This is a genomic window from Nocardioides sp. S5-5 (assembly GCF_054954065.1).
In genome coordinates this window covers 2338780-2358496 of record NZ_CP199913.1, presented here as the reverse complement: position 1 = coordinate 2358496, position 19717 = coordinate 2338780, and the positions used below count along the sequence as shown (strand labels likewise).

General features: G+C 71.9%; 18 protein-coding genes. 1 reads left to right on the top strand and 17 read right to left on the bottom strand.

Going from position 1 to position 19717, the window contains the following annotated elements; genetic code table 11:
• Positions 1-16: 16 nt before the first annotated feature.
• The 17 genes from ACUP6Y_RS11055 to ACUP6Y_RS10975 form a co-directional block, all read right to left on the bottom strand.
• The gene (locus ACUP6Y_RS11055) at positions 17-2062 is read right to left on the bottom strand and encodes a primosomal protein N' (protein ID WP_462556277.1); all 2046 of its coding nucleotides are present in this window, start codon (positions 2060-2062) and stop codon (positions 17-19) included.
• 143 nt (positions 2063-2205) lie between these two features.
• On the bottom strand, positions 2206-3405 hold the full coding sequence (gene metK, locus ACUP6Y_RS11050; protein ID WP_462556275.1) for a methionine adenosyltransferase: 1200 nt from the start codon (positions 3403-3405) through the stop codon (positions 2206-2208).
• Positions 3406-3485: 80 nt separating this feature from the next.
• The gene (gene coaBC, locus ACUP6Y_RS11045; protein ID WP_462556272.1) at positions 3486-4745 is read right to left on the bottom strand and encodes a bifunctional phosphopantothenoylcysteine decarboxylase/phosphopantothenate--cysteine ligase CoaBC; all 1260 of its coding nucleotides are present in this window, start codon (positions 4743-4745) and stop codon (positions 3486-3488) included.
• A gap of 13 nt (positions 4746-4758) precedes the next feature.
• On the bottom strand, positions 4759-5079 hold the full coding sequence (gene rpoZ / locus ACUP6Y_RS11040; RefSeq protein ID WP_462556270.1) for a DNA-directed RNA polymerase subunit omega: 321 nt from the start codon (positions 5077-5079) through the stop codon (positions 4759-4761).
• 8 nt (positions 5080-5087) lie between these two features.
• Positions 5088-5654 (bottom strand): guanylate kinase, encoded by a 567-nt coding sequence (gene gmk, locus ACUP6Y_RS11035; RefSeq protein WP_462556268.1) that lies wholly within the window; start codon positions 5652-5654, stop codon positions 5088-5090.
• Between the two features lie 7 nt (positions 5655-5661).
• Positions 5662-5982: an integration host factor, actinobacterial type gene (mihF, locus tag ACUP6Y_RS11030; RefSeq protein WP_141799028.1), complete on the bottom strand. Its 321-nt coding sequence runs from the start codon at positions 5980-5982 to the stop codon at positions 5662-5664.
• A gap of 87 nt (positions 5983-6069) precedes the next feature.
• A complete protein-coding gene (locus ACUP6Y_RS11025; protein WP_462556265.1) occupies positions 6070-6528 on the bottom strand; it encodes a hypothetical protein in 459 nt (152 codons plus the stop codon).
• Positions 6529-6530: 2 nt separating this feature from the next.
• On the bottom strand, positions 6531-7355 hold the full coding sequence (gene pyrF, locus ACUP6Y_RS11020) for an orotidine-5'-phosphate decarboxylase (protein ID WP_462556262.1): 825 nt from the start codon (positions 7353-7355) through the stop codon (positions 6531-6533).
• Complete coding sequence (locus ACUP6Y_RS11015) at positions 7352-8509, bottom strand: alpha-hydroxy-acid oxidizing protein (RefSeq protein ID WP_462556259.1); 1158 nt, start codon at positions 8507-8509, stop codon at positions 7352-7354. The genes pyrF and ACUP6Y_RS11015 overlap by 4 nt, the downstream gene beginning before the upstream one ends.
• Before the next feature lies 1 nt (position 8510).
• Positions 8511-9536, bottom strand: a complete 1026-nt coding sequence (locus tag ACUP6Y_RS11010; protein ID WP_462556256.1) for a quinone-dependent dihydroorotate dehydrogenase — start codon at positions 9534-9536, stop codon at positions 8511-8513.
• A complete protein-coding gene (gene carB, locus ACUP6Y_RS11005) occupies positions 9533-12853 on the bottom strand; it encodes a carbamoyl-phosphate synthase large subunit (RefSeq protein WP_462556254.1) in 3321 nt (1106 codons plus the stop codon). The genes ACUP6Y_RS11010 and carB overlap by 4 nt, the downstream gene beginning before the upstream one ends.
• Positions 12853-14037, bottom strand: a complete 1185-nt coding sequence (gene carA / locus ACUP6Y_RS11000; RefSeq protein ID WP_462556251.1) for a glutamine-hydrolyzing carbamoyl-phosphate synthase small subunit — start codon at positions 14035-14037, stop codon at positions 12853-12855. Before carA ends, carB begins: the two co-directional genes overlap by 1 nt.
• Positions 14034-15317, bottom strand: a complete 1284-nt coding sequence (locus tag ACUP6Y_RS10995; RefSeq protein WP_462556249.1) for a dihydroorotase — start codon at positions 15315-15317, stop codon at positions 14034-14036. The genes carA and ACUP6Y_RS10995 overlap by 4 nt, the downstream gene beginning before the upstream one ends.
• Entirely contained in the window at positions 15314-16249 is a 936-nt protein-coding gene (locus ACUP6Y_RS10990) for an aspartate carbamoyltransferase catalytic subunit (RefSeq protein ID WP_462556247.1), read from the bottom strand. Before ACUP6Y_RS10990 ends, ACUP6Y_RS10995 begins: the two co-directional genes overlap by 4 nt.
• Entirely contained in the window at positions 16246-16806 is a 561-nt protein-coding gene (pyrR, locus tag ACUP6Y_RS10985) for a bifunctional pyr operon transcriptional regulator/uracil phosphoribosyltransferase PyrR (protein ID WP_462556245.1), read from the bottom strand. The genes ACUP6Y_RS10990 and pyrR overlap by 4 nt, the downstream gene beginning before the upstream one ends.
• A gap of 145 nt (positions 16807-16951) precedes the next feature.
• Positions 16952-18556 (bottom strand): cytosine permease, encoded by a 1605-nt coding sequence (locus ACUP6Y_RS10980; RefSeq protein WP_462556243.1) that lies wholly within the window; start codon positions 18554-18556, stop codon positions 16952-16954.
• An 8-nt stretch (positions 18557-18564) separates the two neighbouring features.
• Complete coding sequence (locus tag ACUP6Y_RS10975; RefSeq protein WP_462556241.1) at positions 18565-19437, bottom strand: serine hydrolase domain-containing protein; 873 nt, start codon at positions 19435-19437, stop codon at positions 18565-18567.
• A 12-nt stretch (positions 19438-19449) separates the two neighbouring features.
• Between ACUP6Y_RS10975 and ACUP6Y_RS10970 the strand changes: the two genes are divergently transcribed.
• Complete coding sequence (locus tag ACUP6Y_RS10970; RefSeq protein WP_462556239.1) at positions 19450-19713, top strand: hypothetical protein; 264 nt, start codon at positions 19450-19452, stop codon at positions 19711-19713.
• Positions 19714-19717: the final 4 nt, after the last annotated feature.

The window sequence follows — 19717 nt, the reverse complement described above, 5'->3', positions numbered from 1 at the left end:
GCTGCCCATCGCGGGCTCAGAGTTCCCAGGGGTCCACCTGGATCCGCACCGGCTCCAGCTTGCGCGCCGAGCGCAGCCGCTGCGCCTCCCCCAGCGCCCGAGCCAGCGCGACCCCGTCGGCGCGCGGCACGCGCAGCACCAGTCGCTCCGTCTCCGGGTCGCGGGTCGGGACCGGTCCGAGCACCTCGGTCGCCGCAGGCAGGTCGAGCAGCGCCCGCAGGTCGTCGAGAGCACCCGGTGGTCCGGTGACCGTGGCGATCCGGGCGGCGGGGGGCAGCCGGGCCTCGCGCCGCTCCTCCGCCTCACGGGCGGCGAACCCGGCCGCGTCCCAGCGCACCAGCGCCTGCAGCGCGGGGACCCCCGGGTCCCCCACCGCGAGCGCCCGACCGCCGCGGCCGACCAGGCCGACCGCATTGCACCACCGACGCAGCGCCTCCTCGGGTGCGCGCAGAGTGTCGCGGCCCAGCGCCCACCAGGTGTCGAGCAGCACGACGACGGCGTACCCGCCCTCCGCGACCGGCTCCGCCCCGGGCGTGGCGACCACGATCCGCGGCTCCGGACCGACCTGCGAGCGGATCTTGTCGCCCGAGGACGACACGACCGCCACCTTGGGGAAGCTGCGGCCGAGCTCGTCGGCGGTGCGGGCGTCGCCGACGACCGGCGCCCGCAGGCCGGTGGCGCCGCACTCCGGGCAGGACCACGCCGGCGCCTCGGTCGCGCACCAGCGGCACCGTGGTGGCGTGGTCGGGCCGGTGAGCTCGAGCGGTCCGGCGCAGGCCTGACAGCGGGCCGGCGTACGACAGCGCTCGCAGGCCAGCCGGAGGGCGTAGCCCGCCCGCGGCGTCTGCACCAGCACCGGCCCCCGCTCCAGCCCCCAGCGCAGCGCGTCGTGGGCCTCCTTCGGCACCCGGGCCGCACCCGCGGTCGGGTCGCGGTCGAGCGCGATGTCGCTGGCCCCGCTCACGCCGATCAGGGCTCGCTCCCGGACCGTGGCGCGCGGCAGCGCGATCTCCCGCGCCCAGCCGGTGCGCAGCAGGTGCTGCGCCTCGACGGTGCGGGCGAAGCCGCCGACCAGCGCGGCGGTGCGCTCCTGCTCGGCACGCAGCAGCAGCACCTCCCGCACGTGGGGGTACGGCGCCCGCGGCTCGGCGTGCAGGTCGTCGCCGTCGTCCCACACCACGACCAGGCCGAGGTCGCGCACCGGGGCGAACGCCGCGGAGCGGGTGCCGACCACGATCCGTCGCTCGCCCCGGGCCACCGCGAGGAACTCCCGGTAGCGGGCGGCCGGGCCGGGGTCGGCGTGCAGCGCGACGTGGTGCCCCTCGCCGAGCAGCGCGGTGAGCGCGGCGTCGAGGCGGGCGACGTCGCGGTGGTCGGGCAGGCACACCACGCTCCCCCGGCCCGCGGCGAGCCCCGCACCGGCCAGGTGGGCCAGGAGGTCGGGCCAGTCCTCGCCGGGTCCGGCCGACCACACCGCGCGGGGTGGGTGACCCTCACGCAGGTGGGCCAGGAACGACGCCGCCGCCGGGTAGGCGGCCCAGGCACGCTCGGCCGCGGCGCCGTCGTAGGCCAGGGGCGGCTCCGGCGGCGTCTGCTCCCTCTCGGTCGTGGCATGCCGCGGCGGGACCCCCAGGCGGCGTACGTCGGCGCTCACCCCGGCGTACCTCTCGGCCACCCGCTCGCACAGCGCCGCCACCGCGGGGCTGAGCACCGGCTCGGCGCTGACGAGTCGCCGCAGCGGCGCCAGCCGGCCGTCGTGGTCGGACGCCGCCGCCCGGGCGAGGACGAACCCGTCGACGTCCTGGCCGCCGAAGCGGACCTTGACCCGGGTGCCGGCCACCGCGCCGTCGGTCATCGCGGCGGGCACGGCGTAGTCGAAGGTGCGGTCGAGATGGGCCAGCGGCAGGTCGAGCACCACCCGCGCCACCGGGTCCACCTCGGCGATCTCGGCCTCGGCCACCCGCCGCGCCCTGGTCGCCGCCGCCTTGGCCCGCCCCTCGGCGACCCGGTCCCGGACGAGACCGGGCAGCTCCAGCGCCGGCTCGTCGGGAGTGGGGGTCATGGCGGCAGTTCTACCAGCGACATCCGACCCATCGCCGACCCGCCGCAAACAGGCTCCTCAAACCAGGCCGACCCGGCGCGAAAGTGTCACTTTCGCGCCGGGTCGGCGCAATTCCCGGGCCAGTTTGAGCCGGGTCGGTGAAATCAGATGCCCGCGGCGGCCTTGAGGGCGTCGGCGCGGTCGGTGCGCTCCCAGGTGAACTCGGGCAGCTCACGACCGAAGTGGCCGTAGGCGGCCGTCTTGGCGTAGATCGGCCGGCGCAGATCGAGGTCGCGCAGGATGGCGGCGGGGCGCAGGTCGAAGACCTCGAGCACGGCCTCCTGGATCTTCTCGTCCGCGACGACGCCGGTGCCGAAGGTCTCCACGAAGACGCCGACCGGCTTGGCGACGCCGATGGCGTAGGCGACCTGGACCTCGGCACGACGCGCCAGGCCTGCGGCGACGATGTTCTTGGCGACCCAGCGCATGGCGTAGGCGGCGGAGCGGTCGACCTTGGACGGATCCTTGCCGGAGAACGCGCCGCCACCGTGGCGGGCCATGCCGCCGTAGGTGTCGACGATGATCTTGCGGCCGGTCAGGCCGGCGTCGCCCATCGGGCCGCCGACGACGAACTTGCCGGTCGGGTTGATGTGCAGCTTGTAGCCGTCGAACGGGACGCTGGTCTTGAACTGCTCGAGGACCGGCTCGATGACGTGCGCCGTGATGTCGGCCTTGAGCTGCTCCTGGGTGACGTCCTCGGCGTGCTGCGTGGACAGCACGACGGTGTCGACGCGGACCGCGCGGTCGTCCTCGTCGTACTCGATGGTGACCTGGGTCTTGCCGTCGGGCCGGAGGTAGGCCAGCGTGCCGTCCTTGCGGACCTCGGTGAGCTTCTCCGCGAGGGTCTGCGCGATCTTGATCGGCAGCGGGAACAGCTCGGGGGTGTCGTCGCAGGCGTAGCCGAACATCAGGCCCTGGTCGCCCGCGCCCTGCTTGTCGAGCTCGTCGGACGAGCCGCCGAGGCGCACGTCCTCGGCGGTGTCGACACCCTGCGCGATGTCGGGCGACTGCGCGCCGATCGCGACCTGCACGCCGCAGGAGTTGCCGTCGAAGCCCTTGTCCGACGAGTCGTAGCCGATCTCGAGGATCTTCTCACGCACCAGCTGGGCGACCGGGGCGTACGCCTCGGTGGTCACCTCGCCGGCCACGACGACCAGGCCGGTGGTGAGCAGCGTCTCGACGGCGACCCGGCTCTTGGGGTCGTGCTCGATCAGGTAGTCGAGCACGGTGTCGCTGATCTGGTCGGCGATCTTGTCCGGGTGACCCTCGGTCACCGACTCCGACGTGAACAGACGTCCGGTCATGGTGGGGAGAACTCCTGGCTGGGGGGCGGGGTGGGCGGTGGTCCAACGATACGGGCCGGTCGAGGTGATGCCGGGCAGTCTCAGGAGAGTCGTGAGACGACCTGGTCCCAGATCAGGTGGGCGAGGGCTGCCTTCGAGCCGTGCGGTACGTCGACCGCGGACCCGTCGGCACCGAGGATCACCGCTTCGTTGTCGATGCTCCCGAAGACCGCTCCCCCGCTCACGTCGTTGACGACGAGCAGGTCACAGCCCTTGCGGGCCAGCTTGGCTCGGGCCAGGTCGAGCACGCTGCCGGTGGCGTCGCCGGTCTCGGCGGCGAACCCGACGATCACGGCCTCCGGTCGGGCCCGGTGCGTCGAGATCTCCTTGAGGATGTCGGGATTCTGCTGCAGCGTGATCGACGGAGCCGATCCGTCGTCGGCCTTCTTGATCTTCACGTCCGACAGCTCGGTCGGGCGGAAGTCGGCGGGCGCGGCGGCCATCACGACGGCGTCGGCGCCGGCCGTCGCGCCGACCACGGCGTCGCGCAACTCGGCGGTCGACTCGACGCGCACCACCTTGACGCCGGCCGGGTCGGGCAGGTCGACGTTGGCGGCGACGAGGGTGACCTCGGCGCCGCGGGCGACGGCGGCGCGGGCGAGGGCGTAGCCCTGGCGACCCGAGGAGCGGTTGCCGAGGAAGCGGACCGGGTCGAGCCGCTCGCGGGTGCCGCCGGCGGAGACGACGACGTGGCGTCCGGCCAGGTCGAGGGCGCCGGCATCCACGGAGCGGGCCAGCACGTCGCGGGCGATCTCGAAGATCTCGGCCGGCTCGGGCAGCCGGCCCTTGCCGGTGTCGGCGCCGGTGAGCCGGCCCTCGGCGGGCTCGATGACGATCACGCCGCGTGAGCGCAGCGTGGCGACGTTGGCGGCGGTGGCCGGGTGCTCCCACATCTCGGTGTGCATCGCCGGGGCGAGCACCACCGGGCAGCGCGCGGTGAGCAGGGTGTTGGTGAGCAGGTCGTCGGCCAGCCCGTGGGCGGCCTTGGCCAGCAGGTCGGCCGTCGCCGGCGCGACGACGACCAGGTCGGCCGTCTGCCCCAGCCGGACGTGGGGCACGTCGTGGACGCCGTCCCAGACCTCGGCGGACACCGGCTTGCCCGACAGCGCGGCCCAGGTGGGCGCGCCGACGAACTCCAGTGCCGCCGCGGTCGGTACGACGCTCACGTCGTGGCCGGACTCGGTGAGCCGTCGCAGCAGCTCGCACGCCTTGTAGGCGGCGATGCCACCCGCGACGCCGAGCACCACCCTTCGAGACGGTCGCTGCGCGACCTCCTCAGGGACCGCGCTGGGCCGGGACATGGCGATCGTCAGATCACTCGGCGGCGGCGGACGGGGCCTCGGCCGCGGCGGCCTGCTCGGCAGCGAGCTCGGCCGGGTCGATGTCCTCGCAGGTCAGCAGGTCCTCGTTGATCTCGCGCAGCGCGATCGAGAGGGGCTTCTCCTGCACGTGGGTCTCCACGAGCGGACCGACGTACTCGAGCAGGCCCTCGCCCAGCTGGGAGTAGTAGGCGTTGATCTGCCGGGCGCGCTTGGCGCTGTAGAGGACCAGCTTGTACTTGCTGTCGGTCTTGGACAGCAGGTCGTCGATCGGGGGGTTGGTGACACCCTCGGCGGCGATGTTCGGTGCAGACACGTAGGTCCTCACTGGTTGTGGGCGGAATCAACCATTAAGCATACCAACTCCTCGACGGCAGCATGAACTTCGCGGTTGACGATCGTCACGTCGAACTCCTCCTCGGCGGCGAGCTCCTCGCGCGCGGTCGCCAGCCGGCGCTCCCGCTCCTCCTCGTCCTCGGTGCCGCGACCGACCAGCCGGCGGACCAGCTCGTCCCACGACGGGGGCTTGAGGAAGACGAACACGGCGTCCGGCGCGGACTCCCGCACCTGGCGGGCGCCCTGGAGGTCGATCTCGAGCAGCGCGGGCCGGCCGGCCGCCAGGGCCTCGTCGACGGGACCGCGCGGGGTGCCGTACCGGTTGACGCCGTGGACGACGGCCCACTCCAGCATCTGGCCCTCGGCGACCAGGCGGTCGAACTCCTCGGCGGACACGAAGTGGTAGTGGACGCCGTCGACCTCGCCCGGCCGCGGCCGACGTGTGGTGGCCGAGACGGACAGGTAGATCTCGGGGTGCTGCTCGCGCATCGCAGCAGCGACGGTGCCCTTGCCGACCGCGGTGGGTCCGGCGAGCACGAAGAGCTTCGCCGTCACAGGGTCCTCATGCCTCGGGGGCGAACTCGCGCTCGAGCGCGGCGACCTGCTTGGCCCCGAGCCCGCGCACGCGGCGCGACTCCGCGATCCCGAGCCGCTCCATGACCTGGCGGGCGCGCACCTTGCCGAGGCCGGGCACCGACTGCAGCAGGTCGAGCACCTTCATCTTGCCGATGACCTCGTTGACCTGGCCCTGCTGAAGCACGTCCTGGATGGAGGCGCCGGAGTTCTTGAGCCGGTTCTTGACCTCGGCCCGCTCCCGGCGGGCGGCGGCGGCCTTCTCGAGGGCAGCCTGGCGCTGTTCGGGGGTGAGCGGGGGCAGGGCCACGAGAGAGATGTCCTTCGGTCAACGGGGGCAGCAGCGTCAATCTAGCCATTGCCGGACGTGACGGGCAATGCGGGGCGGCCTGCTCTCCTACATGCTCAGCGGCGTCTTGCAGACATCGCGCGCCTGCTGCTCGACATGCGCCAGCGCGGTGGCGGTGTCCGCCGCGCCCAGCGCTGCCGCGGCGGCGTCGATCGCCGACTTGTCGGCGGCGGGCAGGCCGTCGGGCGGCTGGTCGAAGCTGTACGTCGCCGGGTCGACCTCGGCGGCGTCGAGCGCCTTCTTCAACGCGGTGATCCGCTCGACGACGAGCCTCCAGTCCCCCGCGATGTCGTCGGGCGACATGTCCGCCAGCGCCTCGAAGCTGGGCAGCGCGCGCAGCAGGCCGGTGGTCGGACCTGCACCGAGCGCGGCGCCGACCTCCTCGCGGTGGTCGGCGACCGCGGAGCAGTACGCCGCGAACGCGTCGTCCTCGCCCCTGCCGCGGACCAGCAGGAAGACCACGACCGCGGCCAGGACGGCCGCCGCGACGAGCAGGGTACGGCGCACGCTCAGCCCCGCAGGGCGCGCAGCTCGTCGTTGGTGCGCAGCACGACGTCGCGCATCGCCGCGACGTCGGGGCCGAGCCGCAGCACGCCGCGCGAGGAGCTGGCCAGCACGTTGCCGGCACTCGCCCCGAAGATCCGGCGGACGTCGGCGGTGGTGCCGCCCTGCTCGCCGTACCCGGGGGCGAGGATCGGGCCGTTGAACGCCAGGTCGAGGCCGCGGTCGTCCTCGAGGGTGGCGCCGACGACGGCACCGAAGGAGCCGAGCGGGGTCGCGTCGGCGTTGAGGCGGCGCAGGTGCTCGAGCATGGTGCCCGACACACTGCGGCCGCCGGTGACGGCCTCCTGGACCTCGGGGCCCTCCTTGTTGGACGTGGCGGCCAGCACGAACAGGCCGGCGTCGAACTTCACGGCGGTGTCGACGAAGGGCTGCAGCGAGCCGAAGCCGAGGAACGGGCTGACCGTGACCGCGTCGGAGGCGAGGGGCGAGGCAGGGTCGAGGTACGCGTCGGCGTAGGCCTGGGAGGTGGAGCCGATGTCGCCGCGCTTGATGTCGAGCAGCACCAGCGCGCCGGCGGCGCGGGACTCGGCGATCACCCGCTCCAGCACGGCGACGCCGCGGCTGCCGAAGCGCTCGTAGAAGGCGGACTGCGGCTTGACGATGCTGCAGTACGGCGCGACCGCCGCCACCGCGCCCAGGGCGAACCGCTCGAGCCCGGCGACGTCGTCGTCGTACCCCCAGGCCTGGAGCAGACTCGCGTGGGGGTCGATGCCGACGCAGAAGGGACCGCGGTCCGCCATCGCGGCGTGCAGGCGGGCGCCGAACGTCATGAGAGCCTCCGCAGGGCCTCGGGGCCGAGGTCGGCCAGGGTGGGATAGCCGTCGACGGCCATGATCAGGTCGGCCTCGGCCTGCAGGGCACGGATCTGGTGGACCGCGCCGGGTACGCCGCCGAGGGCGAGGGCGTAGACGTAGGGCCGGCCGATCGCGACCGCGTCGGCACCGAGGGCGAGCGCCTTGACGACGTCGGCGCCGGTGCGGACCCCGGAGTCGAAGACCACCGGCGCCCGGCCGTCGACCGCGGTGACGACGTCGGGCAGCCAGTCGAGCGCCGCTCCCCCGCCGTTGGCCTGCCGGCCGCCGTGGTTGGAGCAGTAGATGCCGTCGGCGCCCTCGTCGAGCGCCCGGCGCGCGTCGTCGGGGTGGCAGATCCCCTTCAGCACGATCGGCAGGTCGGTCAGCGACCGCAGCCAAGGCAGGTCGTCCCAGGTGACGGGGTGCCCGAAGGTGCCGACCCAGGTCATCACGACGGTGCCGGGGTCGGGGTTCGGGCCGGTCATCTGCTGGAACACGGGATCCGAGGTGTAGTTGGCCAGCGCCTTGCCGCGCAGCTGCGGGAAGTTCCCACTCGCCAGGTCGCGCGGCCGCCAGCCGGGCACCCAGGTGTCGAGGGTGACCACGATCGCCTCGTAGCCCGCCTTCTCAGCACGGCCGACCAGGCTCGCGGCGAGGTCACGGTTCTTCGGGGTGTAGAGCTGGAACCACTTCCCCGCCTCACCGGCCGCGGCGGCGACCTGCTCGAGCGGATCGCTCATCAGCGTGGAGCCGATGAGCGGTACGCCGGTCGCCGCCGCCACCTCGGCGGCGTGGACGTCGCCGTGCTGGTCGGGCGTGCAGATGCCGACCACCCCGACCGGTGCGAGCAGCAGCGGGCTGGTGAGCGTACGGCCGAACAGCTCGACCGAGAGGTCTCGCTCGGCCGGCGCGCGGAGCATCCGCGGCACGACCGCGTACCGCTCGAACGCCGCTACGTTGGCGCGCTGGGTCGCCTCGTCACCGGCTCCCCCTGCGACGTAGGTGCGCAGCTCGGGCGGCAGCGCGGCCAGCGCCCGGGCCTCCAGGTCGGCGTAGTCGAACGGGTGAGCGGGGAGCACTCCGCCGAGCGCACCGAGGTAGAGCTCGATCTGGTAGTCCCCGAAGCTCATCTCACAGGCCTCTCAAGATCCGGCGCGGCCACGTCGGTCCACCGTAGATCAGCGCGCTGTAGGCCTGCACCAGGTCCGCGCCGGCCGCGACCCGCTCCCGGGCCTGCTCGGCTGTGCCGATCCCGCCGACGCCGATCAGGGTCACCTCGGGACCGACCCGACCGCGCAGCAGCCGCAGCACCTCGGTGGAGCGCTCGGTGAGCGGCGCCCCGGACAGGCCGCCGGCACCGATCTCCTCGACCTTCGCGGCGGGTGTGCGCAGGCCCTCGCGGGAGATCGTGGTGTTGGTCGCGATGATCCCGGCGAGGCGGAGGTCGAGCGCCATGTCGGCGACGGCATGCACGTCGTCGTCGGACAGGTCGGGCGCGATCTTGACCAGCAGCGGCAGCGGCGCGGAGGTCACCTCGTCGGCGGTACGACGCACGTGGGCCAGCAGCGGGGCGAGCTTCTCGACCGCCTGCAGGTTGCGCAGCCCGGGGGTGTTGGGCGAGCTGACGTTGACCACGAGGTAGTCGGCGTGGGGGGCGAGCAGCCGGGTCGAGGTCTCGTAGTCGGCCTCGACCGCGGCCTGGTCGTCGTCGGGGACGACCTTGGACTTGCCGATGTTGACGCCCAGCACCAGCCCACCGGACGTGCGCTTCCGCTTCGCCAGCCGGGCCGCGACCGCGGTCGCTCCGTCGTTGTTGAAGCCCATCCGGTTGACGATCGCGCGGTCCTGCGGCAGCCGGAACAGGCGCGGGCGCGGGTTGCCGGGCTGGGCCAGCGCGGTGACGGTGCCGATCTCGACGTGCCCGAAGCCGAAGGCGCCCATCCGGTCGTAGACCCGGGCGTTCTTGTCGAAGCCGGGCGCGAGGCCCAGCCGGTTCGGGAAGGTGAGGCCCATCGCCCGCACCGGCGCGGCCCCGGGGATCGGCACGCGGGACAGCACCGGGCCGCCGGCCCGCAGCGCGTCGTAGGTCAGGTGGTGCGCCCGCTCGGCGTCCATCTTGACCAGGACGTGCTCGAAGACCTTGTCGTAGAGCGTCACCGGGCCGCCTCGGCGGCGGCGTTCCACTCCTGCAGGGAGCGCACGCCGATCTCGCCGCCCCGGACCGCGGCGATCCCCTGGACCGCGGCGGCCAGGCCCTGCACGGTGGTGATGCACGGCGTACCGGTCAGCACGGCGGACGAGCGGATCTCGTAGCCGTCGATGCGGGAGTCGCCGCCGCCGGTCGAGCCGTGCGGGGTGTTGACGATCAGGTCGATGTCGCCGGCCAGGATCATGTCGACGACGGTGGGCTCGCCGTTGGGCCCCTTGCCCTCGAAGTGCTTGCGCACGACGGTGGCCTGGACGCCGTTGCGGCGCAGCACCTCGGCGGTGCCCTGGGTGGCGAGGATCTCGAAGCCGTAGTCGACGAGCACCCGGGCCGGGAACACCATGGTCCGCTTGTCGCGGTCGGCGATCGAGATGAACACCTTGCCGGACGTCGGCAGCGGGCCGTACGCCGCGGCCTGCGACTTGCTGAACGCGGTCCCGAAGTCGGCGTCGAAGCCCATCACCTCGCCGGTCGACTTCATCTCCGGGCCGAGCACGGTGTCGACGAACTGGCCGTCCTTGGTGCGGAACCGGTTGAACGGCAGCACCGCCTCCTTGACCGCGATCGGCGAGTCGGCGGGCAGCGTGCCGCCGTCGCCCTCGGCGGGGAGCACGCCGGCGGCGCGCAGCTCGGCGATCGACTCCCCCAGCATCAGCCGGGCGGCCGCCTTGGCCAGCTGGGTCCCGGTCGCCTTGGAGACGAACGGGACGGTGCGCGAGGCGCGCGGGTTGGCCTCGATCACGTAGAGCACGTCGGCGCCCAGCGCGAACTGGATGTTGATCAGACCGCGCACCCCGACACCCTTCGCGATGGCCGTGGTGGCCTCGCGGATCCGGGCGATCTCGGCGTTGCCGAGGGTGATCGGCGGCAGCGCGCACGAGGAGTCGCCGGAGTGGATGCCGGCCTCCTCGATGTGCTCCATCACGCCGCCGAGGAAGAGGTCGGTGCCGTCGTAGAGCGCGTCGACGTCGATCTCGACCGCGTCGTCGATGAACCGGTCGACCAGGACCGGGCGGTCGGGGCTGATCTCGGTCGCGGCGTTGATGTAGGCCTCGAGCGCCTGGTCGCTGTAGACGATCTGCATGCCGCGTCCGCCGAGGACGTACGACGGCCGCACCAGCACCGGGTAGCCGATCTCGTGGGCGATGGCCTGCGCGTCGTCGTACGACACCGCGGTGCCGTGCTTGGGCGCGACGAGGCCGGCGTCGGCGAGCACCCGGCCGAAGGCGCCGCGCTCCTCGGCGAGGTCGATCGCCTCGGGGCTGGTGCCGACGATCGGGACGCCGGCGTCCTGCAGGCCCTGGGCGAGACCGAGCGGCGTCTGGCCGCCGAGGGTCGCGATGACGCCCGCGATCGGGCCGGCGGCCTTCTCCGCCTCGTAGATCTCGAGCACGTCCTCCAGCGTGAGCGGCTCGAAGTAGAGCCGGTCGGAGGTGTCGTAGTCGGTCGAGACCGTCTCGGGGTTGCAGTTGACCATGATCGTCTCGTAGCCGGCCTCGGCCAGCGCGAGGCTGGCGTGGACGCACGAGTAGTCGAACTCGATGCCCTGGCCGATCCGGTTCGGGCCCGAGCCGAGGATGATCACGGCCTGCTTGCCCTCGGCCCGCGGCTGGACCTCGGTCTCCTCGTCGTAGGAGGAGTAGTAGTACGGCGTGGCCGCGGCGAACTCGGCGGCGCAGGTGTCGACGGTCTTGAAGACCGGCCGGACACCGAGCGTCTGCCGGGCGATGCGGACCTCGGACTCCTGCAGGCTCGCCCCACCAGTCGAGCGCAGAGCGGCGATCTGGGCGTCGGAGAGGCCGTGGCGCTTCGCGAGGCGGAGCGCACCAGCGTCCAGGGACTCGGTCGCGGCGACCTGCTGGGCGACCTCGTCGATCAAGAACAGCTGGTCGACGAACCACGGGTCGATCTTCGTCGCGGCGTGGACCTCGTCCTGGGTGGCACCGGCGCGGATCGCCTGCATCACCTTCTGCAGCCGGCCGTCGTGCGGCACCTTCACGGCCTCGAGCAGCGCGGCCCTGTCGCCCAGCGGCGACGCCCAGTCGAAGGGCGCGTGCTTGTTCTCCAGCGAGCGCAGCGCCTTGTTGAGGGCCTCGGTGAAGCTGCGGCCGATGGCCATCGCCTCGCCGACCGACTTCATGTGGGTGGTCAGCGTCGGGTCGGCGGTCGGGAACTTCTCGAACGCGAACCGCGGCACCTTCACCACGACGTAGTCGAGGCTCGGCTCGAAGGAGGCCGGCGTCTCCTTCGTGATGTCGTTGGGGATCTCGTCGAGGGTGTAGCCGACGGCGACCTTCGCGGCGATCTTGGCGATCGGGAAGCCGGTCGCCTTCGAGGCGAGCGCGGAGGAGCGCGAGACGCGGGGGTTCATCTCGATCACGATCACCCGGCCGTCGGCGGGGTTCACGGCGTACTGGATGTTGCAGCCGCCGGTGTCGACGCCGACCTCGCGGATGATGCCGATCGCGAGGTCGCGCAGGTGCTGGTACTCGCGGTCGGTCAAGGTCATCGCCGGCGCGACCGTGATCGAGTCGCCGGTGTGGACGCCCATCGGGTCGAAGTTCTCGATGGAGCAGATGATCACGACGTTGTCGGCCTTGTCGCGCATCACCTCCAGCTCGTACTCCTTCCAGCCGATGATCGACTCCTCGATCAGCACCTCGGTGGTGGGGCTGGCGGAGAGGCCGGCGCCGGCGATGCGGTGCATGTCGGCCTCGTCGTAGGCGATGCCGGAGCCGAGGCCGCCCATCGTGAAGGACGGGCGCACCACGACCGGGAAGCCCAGCTCGCCGGCGGCCTTCTCGACCTCGTCCATCGTGTGGCACACGAAGGAGCGGGCGACCTCGCCGCCGACCTTCTCGACGATGGCGTTGAACAGCTCGCGGTTCTCGCCGCGGTGGATCGCCTCGAAGCTGGCGCCGATCATCTCGACGCCGTACCGGGCCAGGACGCCGCTCTCGTGGGCGGCGATGGCCGCGTTGAGGGCGGTCTGGCCGCCGAGGGTCGGCAGGATCGCGTCGGGGCGCTCCTTGGCGATGACCTTCTCGACGAACTCCGGGGTGATCGGCTCGACGTAGGTCGCGTCGGCGAACTCCGGGTCGGTCATGATCGTGGCCGGGTTGGAGTTGATCAGGATGACCCGCAGGCCCTCCTCCTTGAGCACGCGGCAGGCCTGGGTGCCGGAGTAGTCGAACTCGCAGGCCTGGCCGATGACGATCGGGCCGGAGCCGATGACCAGGACGGACTTGATGTCTTCGCGCTTCGGCATCAGTTCGTGCCTTCCTGCTCCAGGAGCACTGTGCTCGATGGTCGCTTCAGTCGCTCCGCTCGTTCCTCGCTGCGCTCCATCAGCGACAGGAAGCGGTCGAAGAGGTACGCCGCGTCGTGCGGGCCGGCGGCGGCCTCCGGGTGGTACTGGACCGAGAAGCTCTTGAGCCTCCCGGCCGCGTCGCGCAGCTCCAGGCCTTCGACCACGTCGTCGTTGAGACACACGTGGCTGACCGTCGCGACGCCGTACGGCGTCGCGGTGGACTCACCGACGGGAGCGTCGACCGCGAACCCGTGGTTGTGGGCGGTGACCTCGACCTTGCGGGTGGTCAGGTCCATCACCGGCTGGTTGATCCCACGGTGGCCGTACTTCAGCTTGTAGGTGCCGAAGCCGAGCGCGCGGCCGAAGAGCTGGTTGCCGAAGCAGATGCCGAAGTAGGGCAGGTCCCTGCTCAGCGCGGCCTGGAGCAGCTCGACCTGGCCGGTGGTCGCCGCCGGGTCGCCGGGCCCGTTGGAGAAGAACAGGCCGTCCGGCTCGACCGCGAGCACCTCGTCGATGGTCGCGGTGGCGGGCAGCACGTGGACCTCGATGCCGCGCTCGCTCATCCGCTGGGGCGTCATGTCCTTGATGCCGAGGTCGAGCGCGGCCACGGTGAACCTCTTCTCCCCCTGGGCCGGCACGACGTACGCCTCGCTGGTGGAGACGGCCTCGGACAGGTTGGCGCCGGCCATCTCGGCGGACGCCTTGACCTTGGCGAGGAGGGCCTCCGGGTCGGTCTCGACGGTGGAGATGCCGACCCGCATCGCGCCGCGCTCGCGCAGGTGGCGGGTGAGCGCGCGGGTGTCGATGCCGGAGATGCCGACGACGTCCTGCGCCTTCAGCTCGTCGTCGAGGCTGCGCCGGGAGCGCCAGTTGCTCGGGACCCGGGCGGGCTCGCGCACGACGTACCCGGCGACCCAGATCCGCTTCGACTCCGGGTCCTCGTCGTTGACGCCGGTGTTGCCGATGTGGGGAGCCGTCATCACGACGACCTGGCGGTGGTACGACGGGTCGGTCAGCGTCTCCTGGTAGCCGGTCATGCCGGTGTTGAAGACGGCCTCGCCGAAGGTCTCCCCCTCGGCGCCGTAGGCCTCGCCGTGGAACGTGCGGCCGTCCTCGAGGACGAGCAGGGCGGGTGTGCTCATGCGAGCGCTCCTTCCAGGACGGTCGGCGTGCCGCGCAGCAGCGTGGCGATCACCTTGCCGGTCAGCTTGCGGTCGTGCCAGGGGTTGTTGCGGCTCAGCGAGACGCTGGCCGCGCGGTCGACGACGACCTGCGCCGCCGGGTCGACCAGGGTCAGGTTGGCGGGCTCCCCGACGGCGATGGGGCGGCCGTGGTCGCCCAGCCCGGCGATCCGGGCGGGGCTGGTGCTCATCACCCGGGCCACGCCGGCCCAGTCGAGCAGGCCGTTCTCCACCATCACCGTGGTGAGGACCGGCAGCGCGGTCTCCAGGCCGAGCATCCCGAAGGCGGCGTCGACGAAGGCGTGCTCCTTGTCGTGGCGCGCGTGCGGCGCGTGGTCGGTGGCGACGGCGTCGATGGTGCCGTCGGCGAGCGCCTCGCGCAGCGCCCGCACGTCCTCGTCGGGACGCAGCGGCGGGTTCACCTTGAACGTCGGGTCGTAGCCGCTCAGCAGCTCGGTGGTGAGCAGCAGGTGGTGGGGCGTGACCTCGGCGGTCACGTCGATCGATTGCGCCTTCGCCCAGCGGATCACCTCGACCGAGCCCGCGGTGGAGACGTGCGCGACGTGGACCCGGCTGCCGGTGTGGCGGGCCAGCATCACGTCGCGCGCGACGATGACCTCCTCGGCGACACCGGGCCAGCCGGGCAGGCCGAGCCGACCGGACAGCTCACCCTCGTGGCAGCAGGCCGTCGGGCCGGCGAGCGCCGGGTCCTGGCTGTGCTGGCTGACCACGCCGCCGAACGCCTTCACGTACTCCAGCGCCCGCCGCATCACCCGCGCGTCGTGGACGCACTTGCCGTCGTCGGAGAAGACGCGCACCTTCGCGCGCGAACGGGCCATCAGGCCGAGCTCGGCGAGCTCCTCGCCGGCCAGCCCCTTGGTGACCGCGCCGACCGGCTGGACGTCGACCAGACCGGCGGCTCGGCCGAGGTCGAGGACCCGCTCGGCGGCCTCGGCGGTGTCGGTCACCGGGTGGGTGTTGGCCATCGCCAGCACCGCGGTGTAGCCGCCGACCGCGGCGGCGCGCGAGCCGGTGAGCACCGTCTCGGCGTCCTCGCGGCCGGGCTCGCGCAGGTGGGTGTGCAGGTCCACCAGGCCGGGCAGCAGACGCAGGCCGTCGGCGTCGATGGTGCGCTCGGCCTTGGTGGTGATCGTGCCCAGCTCGGCGATGGCGCCGTCCTCGACGAGGACGTCGCTCGTCGTGCCGTCGGGCAGGGTGGCGCCCTTGATCAGGATGCTCATGCGCTGGTCTCCTCGCCGGCGAGCAGGTGGTACAGCACGGACATCCGGACCGCGACGCCCGCGGAGACCTGGTCGAGGACCAGGCTGTCGGCGGCGTCGGCGGCGTCCGGGGAGATCTCCAGGCCGCGGTTCATCGGGCCGGGATGCAGGATCGGCGTACCCGGCTTCAGCAGCGCGAGCCGGTCGCGGGTCAGGCCGTAGCCGACGGTGTACTCGCGCGCCGTCGGGAAGAACCCACCGCTCATCCGCTCCCGCTGGACGCGGAGCATCATCACGGCATCCGCCTGCGGCAGCACCTCGTCGAGGTCGTACGACACAGAGAAGCCCGCGGCCTTCGACCAGTCCCCCACGCCCGAGGGCATCAGCGTGGGCGGCGCGACGGCGGTGACGCTCGCGCCGAGCTTGGTGAGGCTCTTGACGTTGCTGCGGAAGACCCGGCTGTGGGTCAGGTCGCCGACGATCGCGACGTGCTTGCCCTCGAGGGTGCCGAGCCGGCGGGAGAGGGTGTAGCCGTCGAGCAGCGCCTGGGTGGGGTGCTCGTGGGTGCCGTCGCCGGCGTTGATCACCGGTACGTCGATCCACCGGCTGATCTGCTCGGCCGCGCCGCTGGCGCCGTGGCGCACCACCAGGCCGTCGATGCCCATCGCGGTCACGGTCAGCACGGTGTCGCGCAGGGACTCCCCCTTGCTCGCGCTGCTGCCCTTCGCCGACAGGTTGATCACGTCGGCCGAGAGCCACTTGCCGGCGATCTCGAAGCTGGAGCGGGTGCGGGTGGAGTCCTCGAAGAAGAGGTTGATGACAGTGCGGCCACGCAGCGCGGGCAGCTTCTTGACCTGGCGCTTCTGCACGTCGTGCATCTCCGCGGCGGTCGTGAGGATCTGCTCGATGTCGTCGATGCCCAGGTCGTCGATGCTGAGGAGGTGCTTGTTCACTTGATCCGCACCTCGTCCTCACCGTCGGTCTCGACCAGCCGCAGGCTCACCCGCTCGCTGCGCGCGGTCGGCAGGTTCTTGCCGACGTGGTCGGCGCGGATCGGCAGCTCGCGGTGCCCGCGGTCCACCAGCACCGCCAGCCGTACGACGGCGGGCCGGCCCAGGTCCGAGAGCGCGTCCAGCGCCGCGCGGATCGTGCGGCCCGAGTAGAGCACGTCGTCGACCAGGACGACCGTCTTCGCGTCGATGCCGCCGGCCGGCACCTGGGTGCGGTGCGGCGCGCGGGTCGGGTTGGAGCGCAGGTCGTCGCGGTACATCGTCACGTCGAGCTCGCCGGTGGCGACCGTCGTACCCTCGACGGCTGCGATGTTCTCGGCCAAGCGCCGCGCGAGCGGGACGCCGCGGGTGTGGAGGCCGAGAAGAAGAAGATCCTCGGCGCCCTTGTTGCGCTCGAGGATCTCGTGGGAGATGCGGGTCAACGCCCGGCTGATGTCGCCGGCGTCGAGGACGACGCGACCCGTGCTGACGGGCGTGTCCGGGGTCTGCTGTGCAGGCACGACTGACGGAACCTCCTTCTCCGCCTCACAGGACGGATCGTTAAAGGATGTTGCTGCGGACCTACCTTACAAACCGGGTCTGCACCGACGCGAACCGGGCCCGGCGTGGCTCGCGCCACGCCGGGCCCGGAGAGGCACATCCGGCCTACTTGAAGGCGTCCTTCACCTTCTCGCCGGCCTGCTTCAGGCTGCCCTTGGCCTTGTCGAGCTTGCCCTCGTTCTCCAGGTCCTCGTCGTCGGTGGCCTTGCCCACCGCCTCCTTGGCCTTGCCGGTCATCTCCTCGGCCTTGTTGCTCAGCTTGTCGTCGAGACCCATCAGGGGCTCCTCTCGTCGTCGGTTGCTGACCTCTGCGAGGTACCCGCCGCCGTACCGACGATCCGGGCCGGAGCGCCGTCGCATCGCCGCGGACGCGAGGTACACCGCCGCCGAGACCGGGAGGCCGACGAACATGGCGACGTCCGCCTCACCCAGCCGCTCGGCCACCGGTCCCACGTACAGGCCCGGAACGCTGAAGAACGGGATGGACGCCGCGAAGCCCGCGACGTACGCCGCCAGACCGCTCACCTTCCAGTTGCCGTACGGCCCAGACGGGTCGGTCAGGCCCGCGAGGTCGTAGTGGCCGCGGCGCACCAGGTAGTAGTCGGTCAGGTTGACGGCGGTCCACGGGATCATCGTGTACAGCAGCATCAGGAGGAAGTTGTGGAAGTCCAGCAGGAAATCGTCCGAGCTGGCGAAGGCAGCGGCGAGGACCGCGGCGCTGGCCGCCAGCATCACGACGACCCGCAGGCCCGGCCGCGTGCCCACCCGCGCAATCCCGTCGGCCATCGACAGCAGCGTCAGGCTTCCGGTGTACAGGTTGATGGTGCAGACCCCGACCAGCCCGAGAAGCGCCACGAAGAGGGCGATACCGCCGAAGCCGCTGAAGAGCTGGTCCCCGGCCAGGCGCACGCCCTCGAGGGAGCCGCCGGGCGCTGAGGCACCGAGATAGGCGCCGAGCAGCATCAGCCAGACGGCTCCGGCCGCCGACCCGAGGTAGGACCACCACAGCGGCGCGCGGTGCCCGACATCGACCGGCAGGTAGCGTGAGTAGTCGGACACGTACGGTGCCCAGGCGAGCTGGTATCCCGCCGAGATGCCGAACATCACCAGGAACGGCGTCCACGCGACGGACTCGTAGGAGCCTGCCGGAAGGTCGAGACCGGTGGCTGCCCCCAGCGTCAGGAGAGCGAACAGCGCGATGAAGAGGAACGACATGTACCTCTCGGCGGCGTGGATCCACCGATAGCCGACGCTCGCCAGAGTCAAAGCCCCGGCCGCGGCCAGCACGTACCCCACTCGGTCGGAGGCAGCCGTGGTCATCGACAGTGCCTGACCGAAGATCTTGAGGTTGAAGACGTTGAATCCCAAGACCATGACGACGACCAGCGCCATGGGGAGCATCACTCCCAGGTAGCCGAACTGGGCGCGGGACTGGATCATCTGCGGCAGGCCCAGCCGAGGTCCCTGCGCGGAGTGGAACGCCATGAAGAACGTCCCGAAGAGGACCCCGCTCACGATGCCGGCCGCGGAGGTGAGGAAGTTCGCACCGATCAACGGACCGATGAGGCCCACCGCCAGTGTCGCGATGTGCGCATTGGCCATGAACCAGATGGTCGCCAGGTGCCACGGTCGCCCGTGTCGCTCGCTCTCCGGCACGTGCTCGATCGACCGGGTCTCCACGGTCGGCGGCAGCTCACTTCTGTTCGACATGGTTGACCTCAGTGCTTCTCATGATGGCGGGTGGAGGAAGGAGCGACGGCATCGGCGATGCCGGCCAGCGCAGTGGCGTGCTCGCCCGGACGCATGCGCGGCTGGGGCAGGCTGGAGAGCTTGACGACCACGAGGTCGCGCGTGGGATCGAGCCAGAGGCACTGGCCGTGGATCCCGAGGGCGAAGGAGCTGCCGCTGTGATCGCCGGTGACCCACCACTGGTTGCGGTAGGTGCCGCGGGCGTAGTGGCTCCTGAACTCGCGGCCGATCTCGTCGTCGAGACCGGTCGACGGATCGCCGTCGTGGATGTCGCCCAGCCAGGGCGACGGCACGACACGCCGTCCCGAGCTGGCACCGCTCTCGAGCATGGAGCGCCCGAACCGGGCGAGGTCACGAGCGGTCGCGCTCACGCCGGCGCACGCGTAGGGCACACCTCGTTCGTCCACGGTCACGACGGCGTCGTGCTCGGCGCCGATGCGTGACCAGAGCCGCTGCGAGATCAGGTCCACGTAGCTGGAGCCGCTGGCTCGCTCGAGGACCCACGCCAGCACGTCGGTCGTGGCCGAACAGTAGAAGAAGCGCTCCCCGTGACGACCGTCGCCACGCACGCGCGTCAGGAAGTCGCGCACGCCACGCGGGTCCTGGTCTCGACGCGGCCGCCAGCCGGCGGCACGGTCCATCTGATGCACCTGCGACCCCGGATCGACGTAGTCGTGGCTGAACCGGAGGGACACCCTCATGTCGAGGAGGTCCCGGACGGTCGCCGTCTCGAACCCGGAGGCACTCAGCTCGGGAACGTAGTCCGACACCCGGGCGGCGAGATCCACCGTGCCGTCGCCCACCAGCTCTCCGGCCGCGGTGCCCAGAAGCGACTTCGACACCGAGAACAGCGCGTGGCGCCGATGAACAGCCGCGTCTCGCTGTCGCTGGCCTCGGCCCAGTTCGGGGTCGCCGTGGTCACCGACCTACCCCGGTTCGGGGCACACCCACTCCTGATCCAGTCGTCAGCCACGCCCCTGACGCTTCCCCTTCATGCGTGCTGGCCAGCCCACCACTATGCGGCTGCGGCCATCGAGCCGTTCGTGGCCAGGCTGCGCGACTTCAACACCACGCGGATCCATGCGACCGCCTGGCAGCAGGGATTCACCCAGGACTGACCCG